The sequence below is a fragment of the Streptomyces rugosispiralis genome (genome assembly GCF_024505145.1).
Classification (GTDB): domain Bacteria; phylum Actinomycetota; class Actinomycetes; order Streptomycetales; family Streptomycetaceae; genus Streptomyces; species Streptomyces rugosispiralis.
Genome location: NZ_JANIAA010000010.1, coordinates 24388 through 46761 on the forward strand (window position 1 = coordinate 24388; position 22374 = coordinate 46761).

Here is a 22374-nt window from a genome sequence, read left to right on the forward strand (position 1 = left end):
CTAGCGATCTTGGTCTGCTGAGGTGTCTGGCCGTCGTGGGGACGGGATTCCGAGATCGACGGGTCGGGGGGATCGGCGGTCGATCTGGGCGAGTTTGTCGTTGGCTCCGGTGAGGCTGATCTGGAGTCCTTCGACCTCGCCGAGCCAGCCTTCGCGGTGTGCCTCGTCGATGCGGGCGAGGAGGTTGTCGCGGATCTCGACGATGCGAGCACGTTGAGTGGGGTCGGGCCAGTGCATTGGACACCGTAGACAGGCGTGTTCGTGGATGCAGGGGGTGGAGTAGGCCCGGCCGCAGAGCCCGGTGGAGACCTTGCGGCGTTCGAAGTGGCCGAGGAATTCCTCCCACTCCTCGTCGGTGGGTGCCCGATACTCTTCGGAGGGTCGCTGGCTGCGGCGCCGGGCCAGGAACGCCAGGTGCGCTTGGATGGCTTCGTCCGGGTAGACGGCCTTGTAACCGAGGGTGACGTTGATGTCCTGGTGTCCGGCGATCACCTGGGCGATGTGCGGAGGCAGCCCGTTCATGACGGCGTCGGTGATGAACATCCTGCGGAAGTCGTGGGGCGTGTAGTTCAACGGACGGCCGTCACTGGGGTCGAGCAGTCCGGTGCTGGCCAGGGCGGACTTGAGCATCTTGCGGACGGTGCCGTGGCTGATGGCGCGACGCTCGGTGCGGAATCGACGCTGGAACAGCAGCGGGGCCGGCGGCATCCAGATGCATTCGTGCCAGTCGTAGGCGGCGACCAGCGGGACCGGGCCGGAGGGTTCGCGGATTCTGCTGATGATGGTGGACAGGACTTCGGCCAGTTCGGGGCTGACGACCAGCAGTCGTTCCGCGTCGGTCTTGGAGGGAGCGATTTGTAGCAGCGGCACGATCTCGCCGGTGGTCGGCAGGCGGTATTGGACCAGGCCGTGGTGGCTGATCTCCAGCAGTTCCTCGATGCGGACACCGGTGAGGCGGAGGACTTCCACTACGGCCCAGGCCCAGAACGCGTATTCCTCCTCCTGTCCGAGGTCCCGGCGCTTGCCACCGCGCAGGTCGTCCGCCCAGATCCGGGCGGTGGCCGTGCCGGAACGCAGGACGGAGCGGACCAGTGTCTGGTCACCGATGGTGAAGGTGGTCCCGGGCTCGGTCTGCCTGGCCATCTGGAGGAGGGCCTGTGCGGTCCGGCGTCGCTGGTCGACCGTGCGGACGAGCACAGGGAGGACGGGGAGCCGTTCACGAGTGCGGGCGTCCATGCGGGCCTTGCGCTGCCGCTTGTGCTTGCGGGCCCCGATGTCTTCCCGGCCGATGGGGCAGGGGGCGACCCAGCGTGCCCAGCGTCCGGGGTCCTCGATGGCCCACTGCGACAGGTCCAGGTAGAAGACCCGCACCTTGACCAGGCACTCGCGGAAGCTGATCCGGGGGACGGGGACGACGGACTTCTCGCCGTCTCGCCCGGTGACCGTCTCCGGCTTGATCAGCAGGCGCTCCCGCCAGGCGGCGGCGACATCGGCGGGCAGGTGCAGGGTGTCGATGCCCGGATGGTGGACTTCGAGATCCCTCCAGAAACGACAGCCGAGGAAGTAGGCAAGGTCCCGAAGGCTGTTGTAGTCCAGCGCCGGCTGGCGTTCTCGCAGGTAGTCCACGAGCAGATCCCGGACGGGCCGGCACTCGATCTGGTAGCGGTCGATCAGCTCCTCCGGGCTGCGTTGCCCGCCCGTGCGCAACTCGCGCCAGCCCGTTGGAGCGTCGGGGCCGAGGATCTCCAGGTCCCGTAGCGTGCGATAGAAGATGGGGAGGTCTTTGGGCCAGGACGCACGTGTGGCCGTCTCGGTGTCGGCGAGCTCCAGGACGTCGCCGAGGGTGATGTCGCTGATCAGGCCGCCCTTGGCCGCGAGGATCACGGCGGTTCGCTGCAGCATGAGGCGCCGAGACGACGCGGACAGGTCGGTGCGGCCCTCGCAGTGCGCGTGCAGTCGCGCGAAGCCGTGCGGGTCCCGGACGAGGGCGAGAACAGGGGCAAGGTCTCCCTTTAAGGAGGGCACGGACACCAGCCACTCCAGCGAGGGACGAAGGACGTCGGCGCAGATCAAGACCTTCAGGCCGTTGGACAGCTCGGACGGCAGCCAGGCGGAGCATCGGCCGCGGCGGTTGAGCCATCGCAAAGGCGCCCGCCGCCACTGGGCGCCCAGGGCTTCGGCGCCGCTGGCCAGCCATCGCTGCTGCCAGGACTCACCGGGAACCGCGTGCAGCCAGTCCAGCAGGTGAGCCAGGCCGCGCACCCGCTTGCCCTGAACCACGGGGTTGGCCAGGACGAACGGCGTGCTCGTCGTCCGCTCCCATACCTCTGTGCGTCCGAGCCGGGTGGTGGGCCAGTCGACGGGGACCTCGCGTTCGGGGAACCGGTCGCGCGGCAGCCTCAGTGCCGCGCTCGTGGTCTCCGCCTTCGACGCTGTCGCGGTGAGGGTCACGGCAGGCCGCCGAAGAGGACATTGAGCGTCTCGGCTCGGTAGCCTTCGGCTGGCGCCGGAACAGCTCTCGCTGCCGCCTGCCGGGTTTGCTCGGCGTGATGTGCCAGGACCCGGCGGATCACTTCTTCCTTCCGGGGCGTGAGGTAGATCTGCGTAGTGGTCAACTGGGCGTGGCCAAGGACGAATTGGACATCCGTGAGTGGCAGGCCCGGGTCTTCGGCCATCCGGTAGGCGGCCGTATGCCGCAGCGCGTGCAAGGTCGCCGAGGTCCCGGCCAGCGCGTTGACCCGCTCGAACATCCGGTGGGCCGCGTGATAGGTCAGCGGGCGGGACGGAGTACGCAGCGTCCACCACAGCGGCATCCGCCGCCCGCGGGGAATCGCCTCCTCCATCTCCAACTGGTAGAGCCGCAACCAGACGAACGCGTCCGTCGATGCTGGAAGCTCCTGCACCTCCCCGGTGCCCTTGCGGACCACCGCGATCAGCTGACGGCCTGGATCGGCCCCGCCCTGAGTGGCGGACAACAGCTCGCTGGCGCGGGCGCCGGTGGACACGTAGAAGGCGACCAGGGCCCGGTCCCGATGGGAGGGCAGCCGCGCGAAGATCTCGTTGAACTCCTCATCGGGGACGCTGCGGGGTACCCGCTTGGGAACGGTCGGCCGATAGAGCCCGGCCTGTTCGTTGCGATGCGGCTCCATCGGGTTGTGATGCACGTGAGCACGGCGGCCCCGGCGCGATCGATGCAGCGGGAAGGGGTTGAGGATCGGTCCCGTGCCCGCATCGAGATGGAAGTCGTAAAAGCCTCGCAGCACCGTCTCGCTGTGCGCGCGGACCGACGCCGCGTACGGCTTCCCACCCGCAGCCCACAGTCCAACACCCCGCGCTCGCCAGTGTGGACGCCTCGGCTGTCCAGCTACCAGCAGCCACCGGGAGAAGTCACGGGCCTCGATTCGCGTCGCCCGCTCCCACGGGACACCGATAGCCCACAAGAACCGAAACCAGCGCAGGAGATCCATCCCGTACGAGCGTGCCGTCGCAGACGGCTTCCCGGCCGCCTGCAAGTCCCGCAGATAGGCAGCGGCACCCTCTACAGGCTCCCCGGCAGCATCGACAAGCCGGCAGGGTTCCCACAAGTCCTTCGTGACCACCAGCTCGCCGACCAGAGGGACGAACAGGGACTCCAGCTCTCTCGATGCTTCCACGGCCAGAGCAACGACGAATCCGCCATCAGGTCACTGACCTGTAAGAACTCTCCCGGTAGTTCAGTCAACAGGTAAACGCGTTCTCCTCGCGTGACGCTACGTGTCCGCGTCACGGAACTTGTGCCAGACCCCATCAGACGCGCTCATAGACACTGTGGGTGCCGGGAATTATGTCACCCGGGCCGACCTGCTGGTTCGGATCTGTCAGACCTCAAGAAGGGACTGCCGTTCTGAGGCAGCATGCCGGCCGTGGTGATACGGCTGATCTACCTGCTCGCCTGCCAAGCCTTCCGATGGCTTGCCCTGTTCGCCCGTTCGGATGCCTCGAAGGACGCGGAGATCTTGATCCTTCGGCATCAACTGACGATCACACGCCGTGCCCAGCCACGGCCGCGCTTCTCCTGGAGTGACAGGGCCGTCATGGCGGCACTGCTCCGGCTCGTCAGCAAGCAGCGGCGTTCACAAGTGGCCTTGTTGGTCTCTCCGCGATCGGTCCTGCGCTGGCACGCACGGCTCATCGCCTGGAAATGGACCTACCCCTCCCGTCGTCCGGGCCGACCAGCGAAACCAGAGGCCCTGCGCCAACTGATCCTGCGTCTGGCGCGGGAGAACCCGGGATGGGGATACCGCCGCATCCACGGTGAGCTCCTCGGCCTTGGACGTGACGTCGCGGCCTCCACCGTCTGGTCCATTCTGAAGCAAGCAGGGATCGACCCATCGCCGCAGCGTGTGGACTGCTCCTGGGCCACTTTCCTCAAAGCCCAGGCCTCCGCAATCGTAGCCACCGACCTGTTCCACATCGATACGGTCTTCCTTCGGCGCTGGTTCGTGCTGTTCTTCATCGACCACGGCACCCGGCGGGTGCACATCGCCGGCATCACCCGACACCCGACCGGCCCCTGGATCACCCAGCAAGCACGGAACTACCTCATGGACCTCGGCGACCATGCCGAGTCGATCAAGTTCCTCATCCGGGATCGCGGCGCATACTTCACCCACAACTCCGACGCCGTCTTCCAGGCCATCGGCGTGCACGTCCTTCCAACGCTGCCCTAGGTACCCCGGATGAACGCCATCGCGGAACGCTGGATCGGCTCATGCCGACGCGAGGCAACCGACCGCATCCTGATCACGGGAGAGCGCCACCTACGCCTCGTCGTCAGTGAGTACACAGATCACTACAACCAACACCGCCCACACCGATCCCTCGGACAACGGGCGCCGGACCTACTCAGTGAGCCCGAACCACCCACCGCCACCGACAACACTCGAGTCCTTCGACTCGATCGACTCGACGGCCTCATCCACGAGTACACGCAGGTCGCATAGAGTGACACCGTTTCCGGCACCCACACGCCGACGCCGCCGCTCGGTGCTCTCAAGACCAGCAGAAAGTAGCAGTGCCCCTCCCCCGTGGAGGGGTGTTGACAGCCCGACCAGGCTCACCGCCCATCGGCACAACGCTAACCGGACCCCTTATCGATAGAGACCAAGCTCAACGCCTGACGGGCAAAGTGCAGAGCAAGGCCGCGCAGAGCCAGGGCGCAGGGACATGGCTCTGGGTCGAAGATCACGGCGCCCTTACGCACACGCCCTTCACTCGGCTCCCGCTCGCCCACAAAGTCCGGGAGCTAGCCGACCTGTTCCGCAGCGTCTTCGACGAGTATCCGCATGTGGCCGGCATTGTCTACTCGAACGCCTCCCGTCGCCGCCTGCCGCTACCTGCCCCTCAGACGGAGGACATGACTGAGGGCATCGGGCTGGTACGCGGTGTCCCGCTCGACCGCGTGCGCGAGACAATCATTCTTCACCCCATGCTCGTCCGCGCTGACCAGACCAGTCTTATGGCGCGGCTGTGCGCTGAAGAACCGAGCTGGTTCGGCTGGGCCCTCCAACAAGAGCAAGTACCAATGGGACTGAATTCGTTGATCATCCAGCCACAGCAGCGACTGTGGACGCCCTGAACAGCAGAAATGGTGACGTGAAATGGCACGCGGCATCCAGCTTCTTGTGCCGCGTCACGGAATCACGTCTCCCCCTCCTCATCTGCCATACGGTCGGCGTCGCTGTACACGCGTTCGGCGAGCAACCGGAGGATCGGAACGGTGTAGGCAGGAATCCGGAAGCCGGTGGCCATCACTCCGTTATCGTAGACCGCGACGAGCAGCTCGTTAGCGTCTCCCGTCTCGTGCCCTGCGTCATGAAGGCGGCGGGTCGCCGTTTTCACCGGCCGGGTGAAACCGCGCAGCATGCGCGACGGGTCGTAGCCACCGATCTCATAGACCCGTTCCCGGCTGATCAAGCCGTCATTCAAAGCCGCCTCCAGGATCGCCTGCGCTTGAACGTCGGCGGTCTCCAGAAGAAGATCAACAAGGGCTTCCAGGCTCTCCTGCGACCATTGATCACCATCGCCAAGCTCGACGCTTTCCAACTGCTCCAGTGCCCGCACGGAACGCTCGTCCACGCGCCCCTCGAGACTGAGGATCCGACTCGCCTGCTTCATCAAGCTGCTGGGCTCCAGCATGAACAGGCGTTGAGCAGTCTCCTCGTACATCTCGTCCATCAATTCGACGCGCGGCTGACGTGGCGACCCGGACGGCCCTTTGCGCCACCAGTCCTCCTTGAGGTCCCTGGTCACGAACAGCACATCCACGCCCCGCCGTCGGCCCTCCGCGAGAAGTTGCGTCCACACAAGGTAGTCCCCGGCAGCTTCCTCGGGCGGCTTACCCTTCTCGAAGTCGCGGTAGCCCGGTGGACGCTTATGGGTCGCCCGTGTCTGTGCGACCAAGACCGCCTGATCACGTTGATCTTCCGGCATGCGGGGACCAACTCGGCCATCGAGCAGGGACTCCAGCCTGGTGATCACCGGATCTCGGTTGGTGTCGGCGGAGTCGGGGACCTCGTCGCTGGCGGCCTGGCGGTCGATCAGGGCGGACATCTCATCAATGACGCGGCTCAGTGAAGCGAGCCCCTCGTCCAGCTGCCCACGGATTGGCGCCTCCTGCCCAAGATGCACGTCGTTCGCCCAGCGGTTGACGGCCTGCCGCATCGTCTCGCAGGCCTTGCTGAGGGCGTCTTTGGCCTGCGTCGCACGATCCTGGTGATGACCCAGCAGCCCGTCATGCTGCTGGTTCCGCCAGAACTCTTCCACGACCTGACGAGGAACCCATATCCGGTTCCGCAGGCTTTCCAGAACGGTGAGCATGTCGCTGCGCACCCGGTGATTCATCCGGTAGAGATCGAGAAGGACGTTTGTATCCAGCACGATCAATCCAGTGGTCATCAACCGCCTGTAGTCGTTTTCCGTCGGCGTTCGATATCCCTCGAACCCATCGAAGAGCCCACCTGCGGTCCCGTCTGCCCCGGCCATGCCACCGCCCCCTCACGGTCCTCCGGCACAGCCTCATCCTGGCGAAACGCGTGGGCTTGCGCAGGCATCGTTTTCAAGTCGTTGTTAAACGTCGCGGCGGCACACCACCGTGAGGCAGGTGTCCGCAGACCTCAGCAGTCCTCCGAGGCTGTCCGTCGGCGCGCGACCGGGTCGTAGATCCCCCGGCCGCGAAGTTGCGAGAGGCTCCTCCTCCCGACCCCGGGATGAGCCCGGCCTTGCCTGGTCAAACCAGATCGGCGTGCCAAGCCGTGTCGCGGGTCAAGTACCGGTAACCAACCCACTCCTGTGCCAGGCGTCGGCCTGCCACCAGGAGGCCGACAGCCTTCGCCCTGTGCGGCCCGGGCATCCATTCAGCCAGGGCGGAAGCCTCTCCCGCCTCAATGCCCTTTTCCTTCGCATCACGTGCGCGTCCGAGCCCCAGCAGCGCGCCGTAGAGACGCTCAGTGGGCTGGACAGTTGGAAGGCCCCGGTCGCTAGCTGTCTTGGATGCCGCGTACGGAATGCGGATCCCGCTGAGATCGAGGTCGCCGAAGTAGCGGATCTCCGCGATGCGGTGCTTGGCCGCGAGCGTGTTGACCGATGCGCGGAATGTGCCGCCGAGTCCCCAGGCGACGTACCCCAGCCGGTGGCTCTCGGGAAGACTGTGCACGAGAGACCACCAGGTGGCCGAGTTCTCGACCACAAGCAGGATGTCTCCGGCGCCGACAAGCTGATAGTAGCCGTCCCCGATCTCGGTCAGGAACGTTTCCGTGAGCAGCGGCGGATGCGTCGTGAACGTGCGCAATGTCGCGTGCAACCGGTCGGGGTCGCCGAAGATCGGCCCCGAGCGCAGGGTATCGAAGGTCTTTTCCGGCATGGGAAAATCCGCTTCACTTCCGTACGTTCCGAAGATCTCCAGAGCCCGCTCCCGAAGCGGCACAGGGAAGAGGTCCGGATCGCTCATCAGCCACTGGTTCACGGCCACGTACGCGGAGCGCTGCTTCGAAGTCGCCGTCGGCCACTCCCGGGCGAGCCGGTAGAGGTCGGGGTGCCAGTGCGGCATGGGTGGTACGGCGGGTCGCGGTGGAGCGGTGGGACAGAGCCAGATCTTGAGAGGCAGGGACACTCTGTCCCGGGTACGTTGTTTCATCTGCTCGATCAGGCCGTGCTCTTCGAGTTCGTCCAACAGCCGCGACATGAGCAGGGGTTCGTATTCGCCGTCCGGGTTCCGGTTGTTCACCTTTCGGAATGCCGTCCAGATGTCGTCCAGCACGACGCGCGTCCTGCGTGCGCCGTTCCAGCCCGCCTCGGTGGCACCGGCTCGCAGGTGCCGGATGAACTCACTCTGCCTGTGCTTCACGGGTGTGTCCGTCTTCCGTCTCTCGCTTGAAGAGTCTGGTGGTGGTGACGTTGCCTGTGCCGTCCGGCTCGGCCAATGCGTCGAGCGCCTCCTGGGTCCGGTCGGTCACAGTGAGGTACTTGCGCCCCGCCCGCAGATCGGCGTCGTTGCGCAACCTCAGGATGAGGGGGAAGCGTTTCAGCGTTCCGTCGTCGGACAGCCCTGTGGTGTAGATGAGTTGCACGCCCAGCGATTCGGCGACCTTGCGTTGGAGGGCGAGCAGATAGTCCGCGTTGGCCCGGCCGATCGGGTTGTCGAGGAAGAGGACGCCGGAGTGCGTGTCCCTCTCCCTGCCCCGGTTGCTCACCCGCAGGGCGGCCATGGTGCAGTACAGGAGAATGGCCGCGGTGAGGTGCTGTCCGCCGGAGAATACGTCCTTGATCTCAGAGACTCTGATGCGCTCGTTGCGCAGCACGGCATCGGGCTTGAGCATGTCGATCCGGAACCCCTTGGGGACCGCTGCTCTCACACCCGCGAGCAGCAGCGACATCCCGTCTCTGCGCACAGTCCGCCCGTCTGCGGTATGTCCCTTCGCCGCATCGTCGATGACCTCTCCGATGCGCTGGTGCGCGGTGTCGTCCTGTGCCGGAGTGAAGCGGAAGCGGAGGAATTCCTGGGCAGCCCAGTCGTCCAGGCTCGCCGGCAGTCGTGACATCCGCTGCGCCTGACGCAACGAGGCCAATGCCTTGTCGACCTGTGCTTTGAGGTTCCGCACGATCAGTGTGCGGTGTCGCTCTGTCTGGTCGATCTCCTCGTTCAAGGCGCGCAAGCGCGGCCTGAGGGCGTCGGACCATTCGGTGGCGCGGGCCGCCACCGTTTCCCAACCCGCGATACGAATCTGTGTCTGCACGCGGACGTGTAGGTCTTTGAACTCCTGGGCGGCGGTGTGGTGAGTGATCTTCTCCGTTGCCGCGCGCAGGGTCTGCTCGTCGGTGCGGGCATTCGCTTCGCGTGTCGTACGTTCCTTGGTCAGCCGGGTGACGAGGTCCTGGGCCGTGTCCGCGTCTCCTTCGTAGAGCGCGGTGTCGGCGGCGTCGCTATCGCCTTCGTGCAGGTCTGTGGTGAGTCCGTCGACGATGAACTGGAAGGCCTTCGCCGACGCCTCGGCACCCTCCAATTGGTGTCCGAGCCGCGTGTGTACTTCCTGTTGGTCCGCCACCTTGCGAGCGCTTGACGTCTGCTGTCGGCTCGCTTCCTCGACGGCCTCAGTGCAGGACTCGATATCGGCTGGATACTTGGGAAGCGCAACTCTGGTTGTCAGTCGATTCTCCGCAGTTGCCAGGTCGTCCGCGCAGCGGGACTCGGCCACTGCTGCCTTCCGTGCCCTGGCATCGGCTGCCTGCGCCGCGTGGACCGCGCTCTCCAGGGCAGTCGCTCGTGCCGCTTCGTCGGAACCTTCGGGACTCTTCAGCAGTGCGGCCGCCCTATCACGGAGTTTCTCGGGGAGCGCGAAGTAGCCTCGTTTCGCTTTGGAGGCCCGTTCGTTGGCTCGCTCACGCTCCTCCAGCAGGTCGCTCCCGACCTGGACGCGTAGGTATCGCGCCGCGGCCTGGTCGTACGTGCTCCGCAGCAAGGCTGTGGAGAGTTCGGGAACAGGATCGGAACGACGGACATCCTCGCTTCCGGGAAGCTTGGCCCGTTCGTCGTTGACGATACGCACAGTGCGTTGGTGTTCGTCCGCTCTGCGCTGATGGTCTATGACGAGCTTCTGCAGTTCGGTGGCCTCATCCTCCGCTTTCCCGGCGGCTTCCTGGCGCTCCCGCATCCTCTCCTTTGCCGCCGAGGCCTGCTCTGTCCATTCCGGCAGATGGCCGTGACGGTTGGCGAGCTCCCTGAGGCGTTCCAGCCGTTTGGCGAGCGAGTCCCGAGTCTCACGCAGGGGCGGGAGCTCTTTCTTGATCTTCTGCCGCCGTTCCTGGAGCGTCTCGAGCACTTCCTGGCGTTCGACCACCTGCGCTTCGGCAGCTGTGTGCTCCCGCACCACAGCCGCGTGTTCTTCGGTCAGTGCGGTGATGCTGCCTTCCGGGTAGCGCGACCGCCAGTCCGTGAGGGCGTAGGTCAGGCTGCCGTCCTGCTCGATGCGGGTGGACAGCTCCTCGGCCCGGGCGCTGTGTACGGCGTGCCGAGCGTCGATCGCCTCGTGCTCGGCGGCCGCCGCGTCCACGTCGTACAGGGCGGGGTGAGGCGGGATCACTGCCTCGACGCCGCCCGCCAGTTCCGCCTCGGGATCGATGAAAGACCTGGTTGTCGAAACCGACACGAAGACGGTCGGCTGGGGACGAAGGGCCGTGAGTACTTCTCGGGCCCGGTCGATGTCGTCAGGATCGTGGAGGAGGATACCCGCGGCCAGGTGCGGCAGTCGCTCCACAATGTCTCGCCGTCGGTCGGCATCGGGTATGGCAGCGAGGTAGCGCCATCCCGGGACTGCGACCACTTTGGCGTCCTCAAGGGCCGTGCAGGCGTCGGAGATTACTTGGGCGGGCGGCAGGAGGTCGCCTGCGGCCAGGGCAAGGCGTGCCTGTTCGTCGATGGACTCGGCGACCTTGAGTTCGGTCCGCTCTCGTTCGGCCTCACTGCGTGCGGTGCTCAACGCGTCCAGGAGCGAGGCGATGTCGCGTTCCAGGTCAATGTCCGGCACGTCGAGGAGCGCGGCGAGCCGGGGATTCGCCTCCAAGCGCACTGTTTGTGTGCGGACCTCGTCCAGGCGGGTGGTGAGGCGATCACGGCGCCCACGCAGGTCGCCTGCCTCCGCCTCGGCCTTCCGCAACTCGTCATGCGCGAGGGTCTCTCGATCGGCTAGCTCCGCCCATTCTCGTTCCAGATCCGTGACGCGCTGGGCTGCGTTGTCGCATCCTTCCTGAACGGTCTCCACGGTCCGAGGCAATGCAGCGGCGTCATGCAGCAGACCGTCGGCGACGGCTGCGTCGATGTCCTCGCGCAAACCTGTGATCCACTGGTGAACTGGGCGGCCTCGTGTTCGGCCTTCGTTGCGTCCCGATGCGCCTCGCGAGCACGCTCTTGTGCCGCGCTCTTCTCCTTCTCCCCCGCCGCGACGCGCTTCAGCTCGTCGGAGGCTGTTTGGGCAGCCTCGTCAGCCGTCGCCCACAGGCTGCGGGCCAGGCGGCGGGCCGCTATGTCGCGCTCTTCCAGTGCTGGGCGCGCCTTCTCCTCCTCGGCGCCAATGAGATCGGTCAGCGCCCTTACCTGGGCGATGCTGTCGTCGTACTCATGCACGGTCGAGGTCTCTCGCCATGCGGCGACCAGGGCTTGGGCCTCGGAAAGTCCCTTCTCGCTCGCCGTCAGCTCCCGCTGGGCACTCTTGTGCTTCAAATCGGCCAGGCGACGGCGCAGTTCGGTCACAATCGCCTCGGCGCGGTCGGCCGCGTGTGTCAGCTCATCGAGTTCCTCTTGCGACTTGACGACCTTTGCTCGCTGCCCGAGCACCACGTCCTGCTCGTTTCGCGCGCGTACCCAAAGCCGTCTGCCCAGTTCCGCGACGTCACGGGCGGCCTGCTCCGCTCGGCGCCGCGATAGCCGGGCTGCCTCGGCCAGTTCTATGATCGGGCCCAGGAGATCGAGCGCGCCGGCGACGAACTCCCGCTCGGTGAGGAGCAACCCACGGCCCGCGAGCCGCTCCACATGTTCGGAGACCAGCGCCGCCAGGTCGTCCATCTCCTCGGACCTGACGATCGCCCGCAGCAGGAAGTCGACGAACTTGACGTCCGAATCGAGTTTGAGCCAGTTCGCCGCTTCGCCTTCGTCGACGTTCATCTCCCGTTGGTATCGGAAGAGTTCGGGGTCGATGCCAAGCAGCTGCAGCCGATTCGTCCAGTCGCCTTGATGCCGTGTCCAGTACAGGTCCAGGCTCTGGTCGGCCGCGTATGCCTCCTGGAGCTCGTCCCGGTATGTGTCCAGGGTGCACGACTTCGTGCCGACCGCCATCGGGAGGGTTCGAAGGTTGATCTCGTCACTGGGCCGCAGGCAGTACCAGCGTTCGCTGAGGTTGTCCGAGACTTCGGAGGCGACCTGGTTGCGCCAGGCCAGCACCTTGCCGGTGAGCAGCAGATCGCCGGTGAGCGGGTTCATCCACTCCAGAACGATGTGGGACACGTCCTTGGGCATGACGAACTTCTCCAGGACGCGCGTGTTGGTCGTGCCCACGGTGTGGCGACGCCCGGGAAGGACGACGGAGAAGACGAGCTTGAGGAGAACGGACTTGCCGCCCCCGTTTTCCAGAAGGACCAGGCTGGCGGGCGAGGGCCGGTAGGTCGTGGCGGTGGCGTCGAAGAGGGCTCCCTGCTCGGCACCCACCGGGCGTCCCGCGCCACTGAGGTCCAGGGTGACGTCGTGGAAGCGGGCACCGGCCGGTCCTACGGTTCTCAGCCGGACGCGGGACAGCTCGTACATGGCACGGTTCTCCTAGTCATACAGCGTCTCGGCGCTGGTGGTCCGGAGCGTCCCGGCCCCAGCGATGGGAGGCAGCACCCCGAGTTCGGTCAGTTCCGCATAGGCACGTGTGCTGGCCAGTTCGCGCACATGGACCTGATAGCGGTGGGTGGCGACGAAGATCTTCTCCCCGTCCTCGGAGTCGGCTCTGCCCTGGTGGAACATTCCGCGGTCGACGAGGTGCGCGAGAGCCCGGCCTATGAGGCTGCGGGTGGCCGATGCCCCTGATCGTCCACCCTTGGTGGGGGCGACTTCGGGTCGGCGCTCGTAGGCCCGCCAGGCCCTTTCCAGTTCCGGAGCTTGAGCCGGTGGATCCTGCGACTCCTCGCTCTCAGCGACACGTTCCGCAAGTACTCGGCACACTGATCGCACGAGCCGGTCGATGGACGACACCCGGACCTTGCCCTGGTAGCCGTCATCGGCCAAGTCCTCGGGCCGAGGGAATGCCAGGGCAGCGACAGCCAGGTGCGTGATGCCGTACAGGATGCGCTCGGTCTCCCTGCTCTCCCGCATCCGCACGTGCCGGGCGTACTGGTCCATCCGAGTCTCGAAGGCCGACCCCAGCAGCGCGGTATGCACCATGCCAGCACGCGAGGTGACCGCCATGACCCTCAGCCCCATGCCCACCGCGTATCGGGTGACGAGCGTCTCGAAGTCCGGATCCTCGGCATAGCGCTTCACGAGTGCCGCGTAGACACTGTCACGCGCGGGTCGGATCTTGGGCCTGAAGCCGTAACCGATGAGTCTGCCCGCGGCCTCCGCGTCCTCAGCCATGGTCTCGATGGTCATGATGGTCCGCTGTTCCTCTCCCGACGGTCGGCGTCCAGAGCCGCACGGTCGAATGCCGCATACGTCAGCAACAAGTCGTCACCCTCGAACCCTTGGCTGTCCAAGGGGAACCCTGCCGACACGGCGAGGAGGACGCGGTCGGCTCCCTCGCTCAATGCCGCCCCCAACTGCGGGCTGAAGGCCCGCAGTGCCAACAAGGCCAACAGGTCAGGGAGTTCCGGATCGAGAGCAGCGGCCTCCTCCAGCAGCTCGGACAACGGCATCGCCTCGTCGGCCAGATCAAGCAAGGACTCGGCCACGCGCTGCTGCTCGTCGGTGTACCCACGCACTTCCACGACCGGGACGAGCTCCGGCTCCTCCTCCTCGTCCGTGAACCGGGCTCGTTCGGGAGACGGGGCGAGCAACGCAGGAACCAGCGTGGCCAGACAAAGCTGGTCATCCGCCGTCGGCCCTACGGACTGCTCGTAGAAGGAGCGCACCGGATGGAAGGCATCGGCCAGCGTGAGCCCGAGCACCGGCTGAAGGAGGTCGCCGTACACGTCCACCGAAGCCCTGAGGGCGGTGCCGGAGAACTGTTGGCGGTCCTGTTCGTCGAGGAAGAGCGTGCGAGCGCCGCGCAAACGGGTCTGCAGCCGGGTGTGCCGGCGAATGCAGTCCTCCACGATGTCGACCAGGTCGGCGGCCTGTCTCCTACGGACCGGATCCTCGGACTGGTCACGCTCGGTGGAAACGGACCGGGCTATCGCGGACTCTTCCTGGAGCCGGTGGTCGACGTGGTCAAGAGCCTCATTGAGGAGGTCCGGTACCTCGTCGGTCCAGTCGACCGTCGTCACATTCCGGCTCGTGGCGTCGAGTTGGGCGCGGACGATCTCCGCGTACTGAATCGTGCGGATACGGGCCTGCTCGGCCACGGCCTTCGCGTCGGCCAGCCGCCCCCTGCCGATGAGGTTGCGCAACCTCACCTCGGCGGCGATCTGAGCTGATTCCACATCTGTGTCTAACGCGCCGACCAGAACGTTCAACGCCTCGTTGGAAGCACGCAGATACAGGTCCCCGTTGCTGTCCGAACGCTCTTCGATCAGCTTGAAGTCCCACTTCCTCAGCGCGTACGCGCCCGCGCCGTCCATCTCTCCGTAGAAGCGGCTGAAGCCCCTGTCCGTGTCCCGTACGTTGATCAGGGAGTCGAGCACCCATCCAGCGACGCGTGTGTGCTCGTCGGCCGGGCGATCAGGCGCCTGCCAGCCGACGAAACCCCCGGCCCTGAGCAGGACCTGTTCGTGGTTCGCCCCTGTGTCGTAGTCCATCGCGATGGCCACGTGATCGATGATCTGCAGAGCCACCTCGGCCATCTGGTATTGAGAGCCGTCCAGCCATGGCAGGTTGGCCTTGCGAATGTCGAGGTCGTGCAAGGGCGCGGTGCAGGCCAGGGCCTTGAGCCTGCGCGTGAGCCCTTCGTCGGCCCATACTTTCCGTTCGCCCCCCTGATGCATGGCGTCACTAGACATGCTGGAAGCTGCGGATGTCACCTGATCCACAAAGCATGGCGAGAATCGCGGAGGCCCCCTCCCCGATGACCCGACAGTAACTTCTCACCCTATGGGCTCATTTGCTGCGGATTTCCTCAATAAGAGCCTTGCCGCTGATGCATCACAGTCCAGAGAACATCTCAACATATTGGCTGATTCATGACCTACCAGAAAGACCTGGTGGGTTACCCCTCTTACTCCAACGGCACCCGTAGCGGCACCCCACCTTGCCCTGGCCGAGTAGCTTGATGCGGATCAGGTCGAACAGTTCGTCGGGCCCGGTTCGGTGGTGGCAGTCGTACTCCGGGGCTGCCGAGGGTCGTAGCCAGACATTAATGGGACCCTCACGGCGCAAGGCGTGGCCACTACCCCGCGCGGCCGGTCTCGCTTTCCGTGGCCAGGGGGATCGGCAGAACGCAGTGCCAGACGGTGCCAACGTCACGCCGGAGCGCGAGCGATGCAACAACGGCACCCTTATCCGGCTTCGACTGCTTCCTGGCGCTGAGCGGCGGCCCAGCAGGAGTGGCGCTTTTCGGCTCGGCCACCAGGTAGATAGGAACGAGGGGCCATCCAAGCAAGGCCCCAGCCCGTCCGGCCAGGACGCCGTCACCAACGCCCATGGACATCACACCTAGGCCAGCTAGCCGACCAAAGTCCCCGAAGCTCGCCATCCACGCTGGTCAGCGACTCATCGCCGCTGTACCGCTAGAGACGACGAACCTGCCGGTGCCAATCGTGGGCAGCTCCCGGTGGTGGGCAACTCCACTGTTCCGAGCTGCCGCCATTGGCACCCGGCCAAGGGAAACACGCTGGCCACGGCAGGCGTGGTGGTCGGATGTGATCGCACGAGACTGGAGGTGTCGGCTTCCTCCGCCTCCTGGAGGCGATCCTCATGCGTACCACCGCCGACCGCGGCCGCGTCTACCGACGGTGCGGCTGCCGCGACACTCACCACCGCCAGCTCGAAGCACACTGCCCCCGCCTGCCCACCGACAGCCACCACGGGACGTGGACGTTCGCCATCGACGTCCCCGCGCCGCACCAACGGCTGACGGCCGTCCGGCGGGGCGGCCACACCGCCCTCTACCGGTGCCTGGCCATGCTCTCCAATGCACTGGGGGACGCGGTCCGCCAGCACCGCCTCGCCCACAACCCCGCCAGCCCACCGGCCCTGCGCCGACCGTCCGCGCCGGAGCGCCGGATCTGGACCGCCGACGAGGCGGTCCGCTTCCTCAAACACTGCGACTGAGCCGACCCGGACATGGCCGACCCGTTCGAGTCCCTCATCGGCACCGGCCTGCGCAAGGGCGAAGCCCTCCGCCTGCACTGGGACGATCTCGTCGTCGCTGACCTTGACCCGGGTGTCGTAGGTGCTCGGGTCGGGTCCGGGTTGGACTCTGCCTTTCACGATCACTTCGTGGCTGGTTCCGGTCCACAGTCTGCTGGCGGGACAGCAGGCCGACCCAAACGGTCGGGTCTGCTGTCACCGGACGCACTGGCGAATCTCCTTGCCTGTGGTTCCGCAGGCAGGCGCGCACACCTGCGGAATCGAAGTCTTGGTACCTGCGAGATTGGCCCCCACAGGCCATCACCGCGATCAAGCGTCGTGCGCAGTCGGGCAGGAGCCACAACCAGGGAGTTCTGGCTGGCCGACGCGCTCTACCAGGCCGGGCTGACAGCCGAAGGGCGATCGGAATCAGTTTCCGCCGCATTCAGCACCCTGTCGGAGCGTGATGTCATCCGCCCCGCTGCCTGCACCCGCAGCGCCGGCATCGTTGAGCCGAACCGCTCCGCAAGCCGTGGCACCTTGCGCACATGGCTGGATCACGCCCGCCCTATCATCGGGAATCGTCCCGGACCCCAGGCTTGCCGATATCGCAAGGCACCGAAGGGGAGGGATACGTACGTGGACGCTCTCGCGGCGGCAGTACATACGCTTCTGGAAGATCCGGACGCATCCACGGAAGTGGAAGTGCCGACCCGGGAAGAAGCGGCACGCGCCGTCCGGCTTCTCGATCAGGGGCTGCGTAGCGGCCGTGGGGTCCACCGCAAGATGGCCGAGGGCGCGCTGCACGGCGCCAAGACACTCTCGACCGACCGGCTCCAGATCCTCTCCGAGTTCGTCCAAAACTCCGACGATGCGGGAGCCGGACAGCTGCGCATCCTGCTGCGGTCCGACGACATCCTGATCGCCCACGACGGAGTCGGCCTGCGCCTGGCTGATGTCCTCCCGCTCGGCATGCCCTGGCTCAGCGGCAAGACGGCCGACGCCGAAGCAACCGGCCGGTTCGGCATCGGACTGTCCACGCTCAGAGCCCTCACCACGGTGTGGGAGGTGCACTGCCACCCCTTCCACGTGCGCTTCTCCGGTACCAACCTCGAACCCACGGCGCCGCCGGAACTCCCCGACGGGATCTCCGGACCCGAGTGGACCGTCTTCCGCATCCCGCTGACCCCGGCACACTGACCGCGGCCCAGCTCCTTGAGTGGTTCGAGGACTGGAACGACGCTTCCCTACTCTTCCTGCGTCACCTCCGCGGTCTCGAGGTGACGGCAGGCGGGCACAGCACCGTACTAACCCTGTCCTGGGAGGATGTGACACAGCGTCGGCTCCTGATCGAGGGCGTCGAGCACGAGGTGAATGTGCAGCACGCCCGTGCGACCGACGGAGCGCTATGGCGTGTGTACACGGCGCAGGTAGTACCGCACTCCGACTGGGAACGGAGCCACAAGGCACTGGGCCCGGTCGTGCCCGTGGGCATCGCACTACCCCTGGAGCGTGGGGCGAACGGCAGCGTCCACGCAGGCCTGCCCGTCGCCCCATTGGATGTGGCGGCCCGCGTCCACACCCAGTTCGACCCCGTCGCCAGCCGCGAGGGTTTCGCCGGCAGCCGCCTCAACACACAGCTCGTCCCCGTGATCGCCGACCTGTGGGCAGCCGGTGTACGCGACGTCCTGGAGAAGGTGGATCACACAGCGTGGCACCTCATTCCGCTTCCCTGCCCGCCAGGTTCCGCGCCAGCGAACCTGCTCCAGGACCGGATCCGCACCGAGCTGCTCACCCGCGCACGGCAGTCACTCGCCGCCGAGCTGGCCTTGCCGGTCGCGGAAGGTGGTCCCGACGCCCCGCTGGCCGATTTCGCGGTCGAGGAGGCCGTACTGTCGGGGGTTCTCGACGACACCGACATCGCCCGGCTGGGCAAAGCCCCGTATGCCTTGCCTGCCGCCGTCCGCGACAGCGGCGGCCGCTGGCGGAAGGTCTTCGCTGACTGGCGTGCGGCAGGTGCCCGCGGATCTGCGCGCGGAGGTGCAGGTCATGGACGCACTCAGCTTGTTCTCCGACGACGAGCGGCAGGACGTCGCGCGGCTCGTACGGCTCGCCGCGGTCGCCCTCGAAGCGGGCCACGAGTATGTGCTGGCCGACCGGGCGTGCCTAGTCACCGCCGACGGGCGCCGACTTCGGCCGCAGCCCGCGGAGAACGCGTTCGCTGACGCGTCCGGCGAGGCCACCGGCCCCTTGGATGTACTGGGCGTCGTTCTGGACCTGCATCCCACCTACGCGCAGGACAACGCCTGGGCGAGGACCGTCACCGCATGGCTGCGTCGGCGGGACTGCCTGGTGCGCCGCGACGACACGGCAGCCGTACTGAAGATCGTCTCCCGGCTCGGAAAAGCCGGCGGACAACTTGCCGACGCCGACGAGGTGATGGAGGCCGCCCGGCTCGTCGCCCTGCAGCAGGCGCTCGGCGAGATGCCCAAGAAGCTACGCGACCCGCTCGGTCCGGGCATCGGACGGGCCATCCTCCTCAACGGCTTCGCCTACGACAAGGACGGGGCCGAACAGTCCCACCGCGTGAAGCCCGGCGCCGCCTATCTCCCCCAGGCATTGGAGACCGCTGACGGAGACCGGTTCGAGGTCGCGGCGCGCAAGACTCCCGGTCTCATCTGGGTGCGTCGCTCCTACGCGCGATCACTGCTCTCCGCCGCCCAGGCAGGCGATTTGAGCAGAACGGCCTTCCTGCGGCTACTGGGCGTGGCGGACGCCCCCCGGCTCACTCCGGTGCGCGAGGTCTATGACCCAGCTGACACCAAGAGGTACCCGGGCGATCCCCGTCTCGGCCTCGCACGGGACTGCAGGTGGTCCGTCACAGGCCGGTGGGTGCAGACGATACACAAGGGAGCCGACCACACCCTGGACGACGTGACCAGCAGCGACCTCTTCGCCGTGGTCAAGAACATCGCGGCCGAGAAGGACATGGACGAGCGACGACGCCGCACAGCAGCCCTGCTACGCACCCTCACCGCACTGCTGAACAGTTCGGACCAGGCCTGCGTCCCAATGGCTCGGGGCCACTACAAGTGGAACGTCACGGGTGAGACGGCGGCCATCTGGGTGTGGTGGCTCCGGGAGACCGCCTGGCTGGAAGACAGCAAAGGCCGGCTCCAGCCGCCGGCCGACCTCACCCTGCGTACACCGGATACGGAGGCCCTGTACGGGCCGGAGGATCCCGGATACCTGCACCCGGCGATCCACCAAGCCCTAGCCACCCGCACGGAGGTTCTCACCGCTCTCGGTGTCTCCGGCGATCCCGACGTCCCGCGCCTGATGGAACGGCTGCGCGAGCTTCGGACCGTCAGGCCGATGACGCCGATGCCGACGTGCCGGACAGCCTGAGGGCGGAGGCACTGCTGGTCTATCAATCCCTGGCGCGGCGTCTGACGCACCTTTCGCCAGATGCAACCCGGACGGCGGTGGAGAAGCAGATCCGCCACGAGTTCCGGTACGAGGACCTCGTCCTGACCGACCAGGGCTGGATGGAGTCCCGCAAGTGCTTCCAGGGACCTGCGATCCTGCGCGGGTTCCGTCCCTTCACCCTGACCGGGGTGGACATCGCCCCTCTGTGGCAGGTGCTGGGCATCCCCGAACCTGGGGTCGACGACCTCATCGACGTACTCAAGGAGATCTCCGGGACCGGTGCGGCCCCCGACGCCGACCGCGAAAGGGTCATGCTCGAGGCTCTGCGCCGCCTGCGGGACGTGATCTCCTCCGACGACAAGCCGATGCCGCCGGGGCTGCAGAGCAGGCTGCGGAGTCTGCCGCTGTGGACCACGGCCGGATGGGTCAAAGGCAAGGGCCGATCGGTGTTCGCCGTGGCCGACTCCAAGGTCGAGCGGGCCCTGACGGACCGTCTCCCCCTGTGGAAGCCGGGAGGGAACGTGCAGCAATTCACGGCACTGCTCGGGCGGCTGCATGTCACACTCCTGGACGTCGCGGGCGCCAAGGTCACGTACGAGACCGGAGGCGTGGACGGGGTCAGGAGCGCAGCCCTGGACCAACCGGCCGACGCGAGCCTCACGGAAGACTTCCGGCGAGGAGTCGCCGCACTACAGGACCTACTGGTGCGCGACGAGCCCGAGACGGCGGAGGCTTTCACTGGCTGGACCTGGCTGGCGGGCCTGGAGGTCCGGCTACTCCCCGGCCTGCGGATCCGCCTCGATCCGGGAGGCACGTACGAGCCCATCGAGCTCCCCGTCGACGCGCAAATCGACCGCGGCCGCCACACGCTGTTCCTGCGTTCACACACGGCGCTGACCACCAAGACGGGTGCGGGCGCCGCCATCGCCAGCCACTTCGCGGAAGAACGGTCGCGCGTGGGCCACAGCTGGCGGGACGTTTGGGAGGAACGCCTGGTGGAGGCAGGAGCCGGGACCGCGCTCACATCGGCAGGACAGCGGGACCGCGAGGAACGGCAACGGCTCGCCGAAGAACTACGCCAGCGTGCACAGCTGGCTCCAGCTCTGCCGATGCCGAACGGGAAGTCGACCGCTCACCGAGGCACGGGCACCGGCGCGACAGTCTCCGCTGGCCCGATCGGCATCGTCCCGCTACCCCGCACCGGTTCAACTCCCGCACCCGCGCCCGGAAGCCCCGGACCCGGCAACCAAACCGGCCCGCAGCACGCGCCGACCGCGCGCCCCCTTGTGGACGCGGCCGCCTTCGACGTGCTGCCCGGCAAGGTCACCCGTCTTGGAACGCCGTCCACACCGGGCAGCGCCCCTGCCCGTACGCCGGGGACGGCGGGACCTTCGCCCCGCCGACTCGGGACCCCACTACCCCAGCCCAGGCCCGGAGGAGCCCCCAGCCCCGCCCCACAGCCAGGCTTCACCGCTCGGCTACGCAGACGACCACAAGGAGGAGCTCGTCATCCAGGCGCTCCGCCGGATCCTGAAAGAGCAGAGTGTCGAGCTGGACGACCAGCGGGGCGCGTCGGGCATGGGCGCCGACGCATACGACTCGACCGGGCGCTACTACGAGATCAAGGCCCACGGGCGTGCTGTCCCGGGCGAGCTGACCCTGACGCGTTCGGAGTTCGTACGGGCTTGGTCTGAGGGCGAAAACTACACTCTCGTGATCGCCTCACACCTGGAGAAGGGCGCCGAAAAGCCGACCCTCCGCCTGGTGAACGACCCCGTGCATCGCTTCGAAGTCGAACCGCCAACAGATGTCCGTCTCAAGGGCGTACGGGACCTGTCTGTGGAGTCGACCGTGTACGAGTGGCCCGGCACGGAGTAGTACCCCGCTCGCCCTCGCGTTCGCAGACTCATCCCTGCGGACGCGAGCGCAGCCAAGCCCGGGGTGTGTGTCAACTACGGCCGTGGGGTGGTCCCCCGTAGGCGGAAAGCAGGCTCGCTGACCTGGCAACAGGCGATGCAAGAGTTGTGGGCGGAGTTCGGCAACCGCCGGTAGGTCGTTCGACACCTTGGTGAGATCCTCACCCAGTACGACCGTATGGTTTCGTGATCTACCCGGTTGATTCGTTGGCGGTTCGTCGTCGGTAGTGGTTGCGTCGGGCTGTTGCCTGGTGGCGTCTGCGCCAGGTGGACCAGTGCAGCAGTCTGGCGACGGCCACGGCTGGGGGTGAAGACAAGGGTGAGGAGGTGGCGGATCTCCGGGAGGGTCAAGGTGACCGGATCGCTGCTGCGGGCGGGGGGCGGTGCGGATCAGAGCGCCGGTTGGGGGCCGTGCTGGCGGCGACGGCGGTCAGAAAGGCCAGGGCGAGCATGGACGGCGTGATGTGCCGGTGCCAGCAAGTCCAGTTGCGTACTTGGTAATGGTCCAGGCCGACCTGGCTCTTGTCGGTCTGGAAGCACTCCTCGACGCTCCCGCGGACACCGGCGGACTTCCGCCAG

Annotated in this window: 17 protein-coding genes and 1 pseudogene; 8 read left to right on the forward strand and 10 right to left on the reverse strand. The window is 66.7% G+C overall.

Translation table 11 applies throughout. The features are described 5' to 3' along the window. The gene (locus tag NP777_RS17975; RefSeq protein WP_256651167.1) at nucleotides 1-2451 is read right to left on the reverse strand and encodes a tyrosine-type recombinase/integrase; all 2451 of its coding nucleotides are present in this window, start codon (nucleotides 2449-2451) and stop codon (nucleotides 1-3) included. Further along, nucleotides 2448-3263, reverse strand: coding sequence for a tyrosine-type recombinase/integrase (locus tag NP777_RS17980; RefSeq protein ID WP_256651168.1), 816 nt, complete (start codon nucleotides 3261-3263; stop codon nucleotides 2448-2450). The genes NP777_RS17975 and NP777_RS17980 overlap by 4 nt, the downstream gene beginning before the upstream one ends. 639 nt (nucleotides 3264-3902) lie before the next feature. Between NP777_RS17980 and NP777_RS17985 the strand changes: the two genes are divergently transcribed. From NP777_RS17985 to NP777_RS17995, 3 genes are all read left to right on the forward strand, one after another. Continuing rightward, a complete protein-coding gene (locus NP777_RS17985; RefSeq protein WP_256651169.1) occupies nucleotides 3903-4709 on the forward strand; it encodes an integrase in 807 nt (268 codons plus the stop codon). A 9-nt stretch (nucleotides 4710-4718) separates the two neighbouring features. Continuing rightward, on the forward strand, nucleotides 4719-4982 hold the full coding sequence (locus NP777_RS17990; RefSeq protein WP_256651170.1) for a transposase: 264 nt from the start codon (nucleotides 4719-4721) through the stop codon (nucleotides 4980-4982). 185 nt (nucleotides 4983-5167) lie between these two features. Then, on the forward strand, nucleotides 5168-5617 hold the full coding sequence (locus NP777_RS17995) for a hypothetical protein (RefSeq protein ID WP_256651171.1): 450 nt from the start codon (nucleotides 5168-5170) through the stop codon (nucleotides 5615-5617). 62 nt (nucleotides 5618-5679) lie between these two features. Here NP777_RS17995 and NP777_RS18000 read toward each other — a convergent pair whose 3' ends face one another. The 5 genes from NP777_RS18000 to NP777_RS18020 all read right to left on the reverse strand — a co-directional run bounded on the left by NP777_RS18000 (nucleotide 5680) and on the right by NP777_RS18020 (nucleotide 15147). Next, nucleotides 5680-6936 (reverse strand): PIN-like domain-containing protein, encoded by a 1257-nt coding sequence (locus NP777_RS18000; RefSeq protein WP_256651172.1) that lies wholly within the window; start codon nucleotides 6934-6936, stop codon nucleotides 5680-5682. 331 nt (nucleotides 6937-7267) lie between these two features. Continuing rightward, nucleotides 7268-8383: a DUF2220 family protein gene (locus tag NP777_RS18005; protein ID WP_256651173.1), complete on the reverse strand. Its 1116-nt coding sequence runs from the start codon at nucleotides 8381-8383 to the stop codon at nucleotides 7268-7270. Beyond that, on the reverse strand, nucleotides 8364-11363 hold the full coding sequence (locus NP777_RS18010; protein ID WP_256651174.1) for a hypothetical protein: 3000 nt from the start codon (nucleotides 11361-11363) through the stop codon (nucleotides 8364-8366). The genes NP777_RS18005 and NP777_RS18010 overlap by 20 nt, the downstream gene beginning before the upstream one ends. A gap of 1478 nt (nucleotides 11364-12841) precedes the next feature. Continuing rightward, entirely contained in the window at nucleotides 12842-13657 is an 816-nt protein-coding gene (locus tag NP777_RS18015; protein ID WP_256651175.1) for a hypothetical protein, read from the reverse strand. Continuing rightward, nucleotides 13654-15147 carry a hypothetical protein gene (locus tag NP777_RS18020; protein WP_256651176.1) on the reverse strand — a complete coding sequence of 498 codons (1494 nt, stop codon included), beginning with the start codon at nucleotides 15145-15147 and terminating at the stop codon, nucleotides 13654-13656. Before NP777_RS18020 ends, NP777_RS18015 begins: the two co-directional genes overlap by 4 nt. Before the next feature lie 928 nt (nucleotides 15148-16075). Here NP777_RS18020 and NP777_RS18025 point away from each other — a divergent pair. Both NP777_RS18025 and NP777_RS18030 read left to right on the forward strand, forming a co-directional pair. Then, on the forward strand, nucleotides 16076-16432 hold the full coding sequence (locus NP777_RS18025; protein WP_256651177.1) for a hypothetical protein: 357 nt from the start codon (nucleotides 16076-16078) through the stop codon (nucleotides 16430-16432). A 723-nt stretch (nucleotides 16433-17155) separates the two neighbouring features. Next, the gene (locus NP777_RS18030) at nucleotides 17156-17650 is read left to right on the forward strand and encodes an ATP-binding protein (protein ID WP_256651178.1); all 495 of its coding nucleotides are present in this window, start codon (nucleotides 17156-17158) and stop codon (nucleotides 17648-17650) included. A 299-nt stretch (nucleotides 17651-17949) separates the two neighbouring features. Here NP777_RS18030 and NP777_RS18035 read toward each other — a convergent pair whose 3' ends face one another. Both NP777_RS18035 and NP777_RS18040 read right to left on the reverse strand, forming a co-directional pair. After that, complete coding sequence (locus NP777_RS18035; RefSeq protein WP_256651179.1) at nucleotides 17950-18156, reverse strand: hypothetical protein; 207 nt, start codon at nucleotides 18154-18156, stop codon at nucleotides 17950-17952. 102 nt (nucleotides 18157-18258) lie between these two features. Continuing rightward, the gene (locus NP777_RS18040) at nucleotides 18259-18501 is read right to left on the reverse strand and encodes a hypothetical protein (protein ID WP_256651180.1); all 243 of its coding nucleotides are present in this window, start codon (nucleotides 18499-18501) and stop codon (nucleotides 18259-18261) included. On the opposite strand from NP777_RS18040, the gene NP777_RS18045 reads away from it, so the two are divergent. The 3 genes from NP777_RS18045 (at nucleotide 18500) to NP777_RS18055 (ending at nucleotide 21757) form a co-directional block, all read left to right on the forward strand. Continuing rightward, nucleotides 18500-19858 (forward strand): hypothetical protein, encoded by a 1359-nt coding sequence (locus NP777_RS18045; protein WP_256651181.1) that lies wholly within the window; start codon nucleotides 18500-18502, stop codon nucleotides 19856-19858. The genes NP777_RS18040 and NP777_RS18045 overlap by 2 nt on opposite strands. A gap of 77 nt (nucleotides 19859-19935) precedes the next feature. After that, nucleotides 19936-21573, forward strand: a complete 1638-nt coding sequence (locus tag NP777_RS18050; protein ID WP_256651182.1) for a hypothetical protein — start codon at nucleotides 19936-19938, stop codon at nucleotides 21571-21573. A 19-nt stretch (nucleotides 21574-21592) separates the two neighbouring features. Then, the gene (locus NP777_RS18055) at nucleotides 21593-21757 is read left to right on the forward strand and encodes a hypothetical protein (RefSeq protein ID WP_256651183.1); all 165 of its coding nucleotides are present in this window, start codon (nucleotides 21593-21595) and stop codon (nucleotides 21755-21757) included. Nucleotides 21758-21986: 229 nt separating this feature from the next. Here the strand turns inward: NP777_RS18055 and NP777_RS48810 are convergent. Beyond that, nucleotides 21987-22361: pseudogene (locus NP777_RS48810) on the reverse strand (IS701 family transposase); the annotation flags it as partial. Nucleotides 22362-22374 lie beyond the last annotated feature (13 nt).

What these genes read in the sequence shown, in the direction of transcription:
- NP777_RS17990 (WP_256651170.1), top strand. Translation starts at nt 4,719, where the DNA reads ATGAACGCCATCGCGGAACGCTGGATCGGCTCATGCCGACGCGAGGCA.
- NP777_RS18015 (WP_256651175.1), bottom strand. Translation starts at nt 13,657, where the DNA reads ATGACCATCGAGACCATGGCTGAGGACGCGGAGGCCGCGGGCAGACTC.
- NP777_RS18045 (WP_256651181.1), top strand. Translation starts at nt 18,500, where the DNA reads ATGGACGCACTCAGCTTGTTCTCCGACGACGAGCGGCAGGACGTCGCG.
- NP777_RS18040 (WP_256651180.1), bottom strand. Translation starts at nt 18,501, where the DNA reads ATGACCTGCACCTCCGCGCGCAGATCCGCGGGCACCTGCCGCACGCCA.
- NP777_RS18000 (WP_256651172.1), bottom strand. Translation starts at nt 6,936, where the DNA reads ATGACCACTGGATTGATCGTGCTGGATACAAACGTCCTTCTCGATCTC.
- NP777_RS18020 (WP_256651176.1), bottom strand. Translation starts at nt 15,147, where the DNA reads ATGCATCAGGGGGGCGAACGGAAAGTATGGGCCGACGAAGGGCTCACG.
- NP777_RS18025 (WP_256651177.1), top strand. Translation starts at nt 16,076, where the DNA reads ATGCGTACCACCGCCGACCGCGGCCGCGTCTACCGACGGTGCGGCTGC.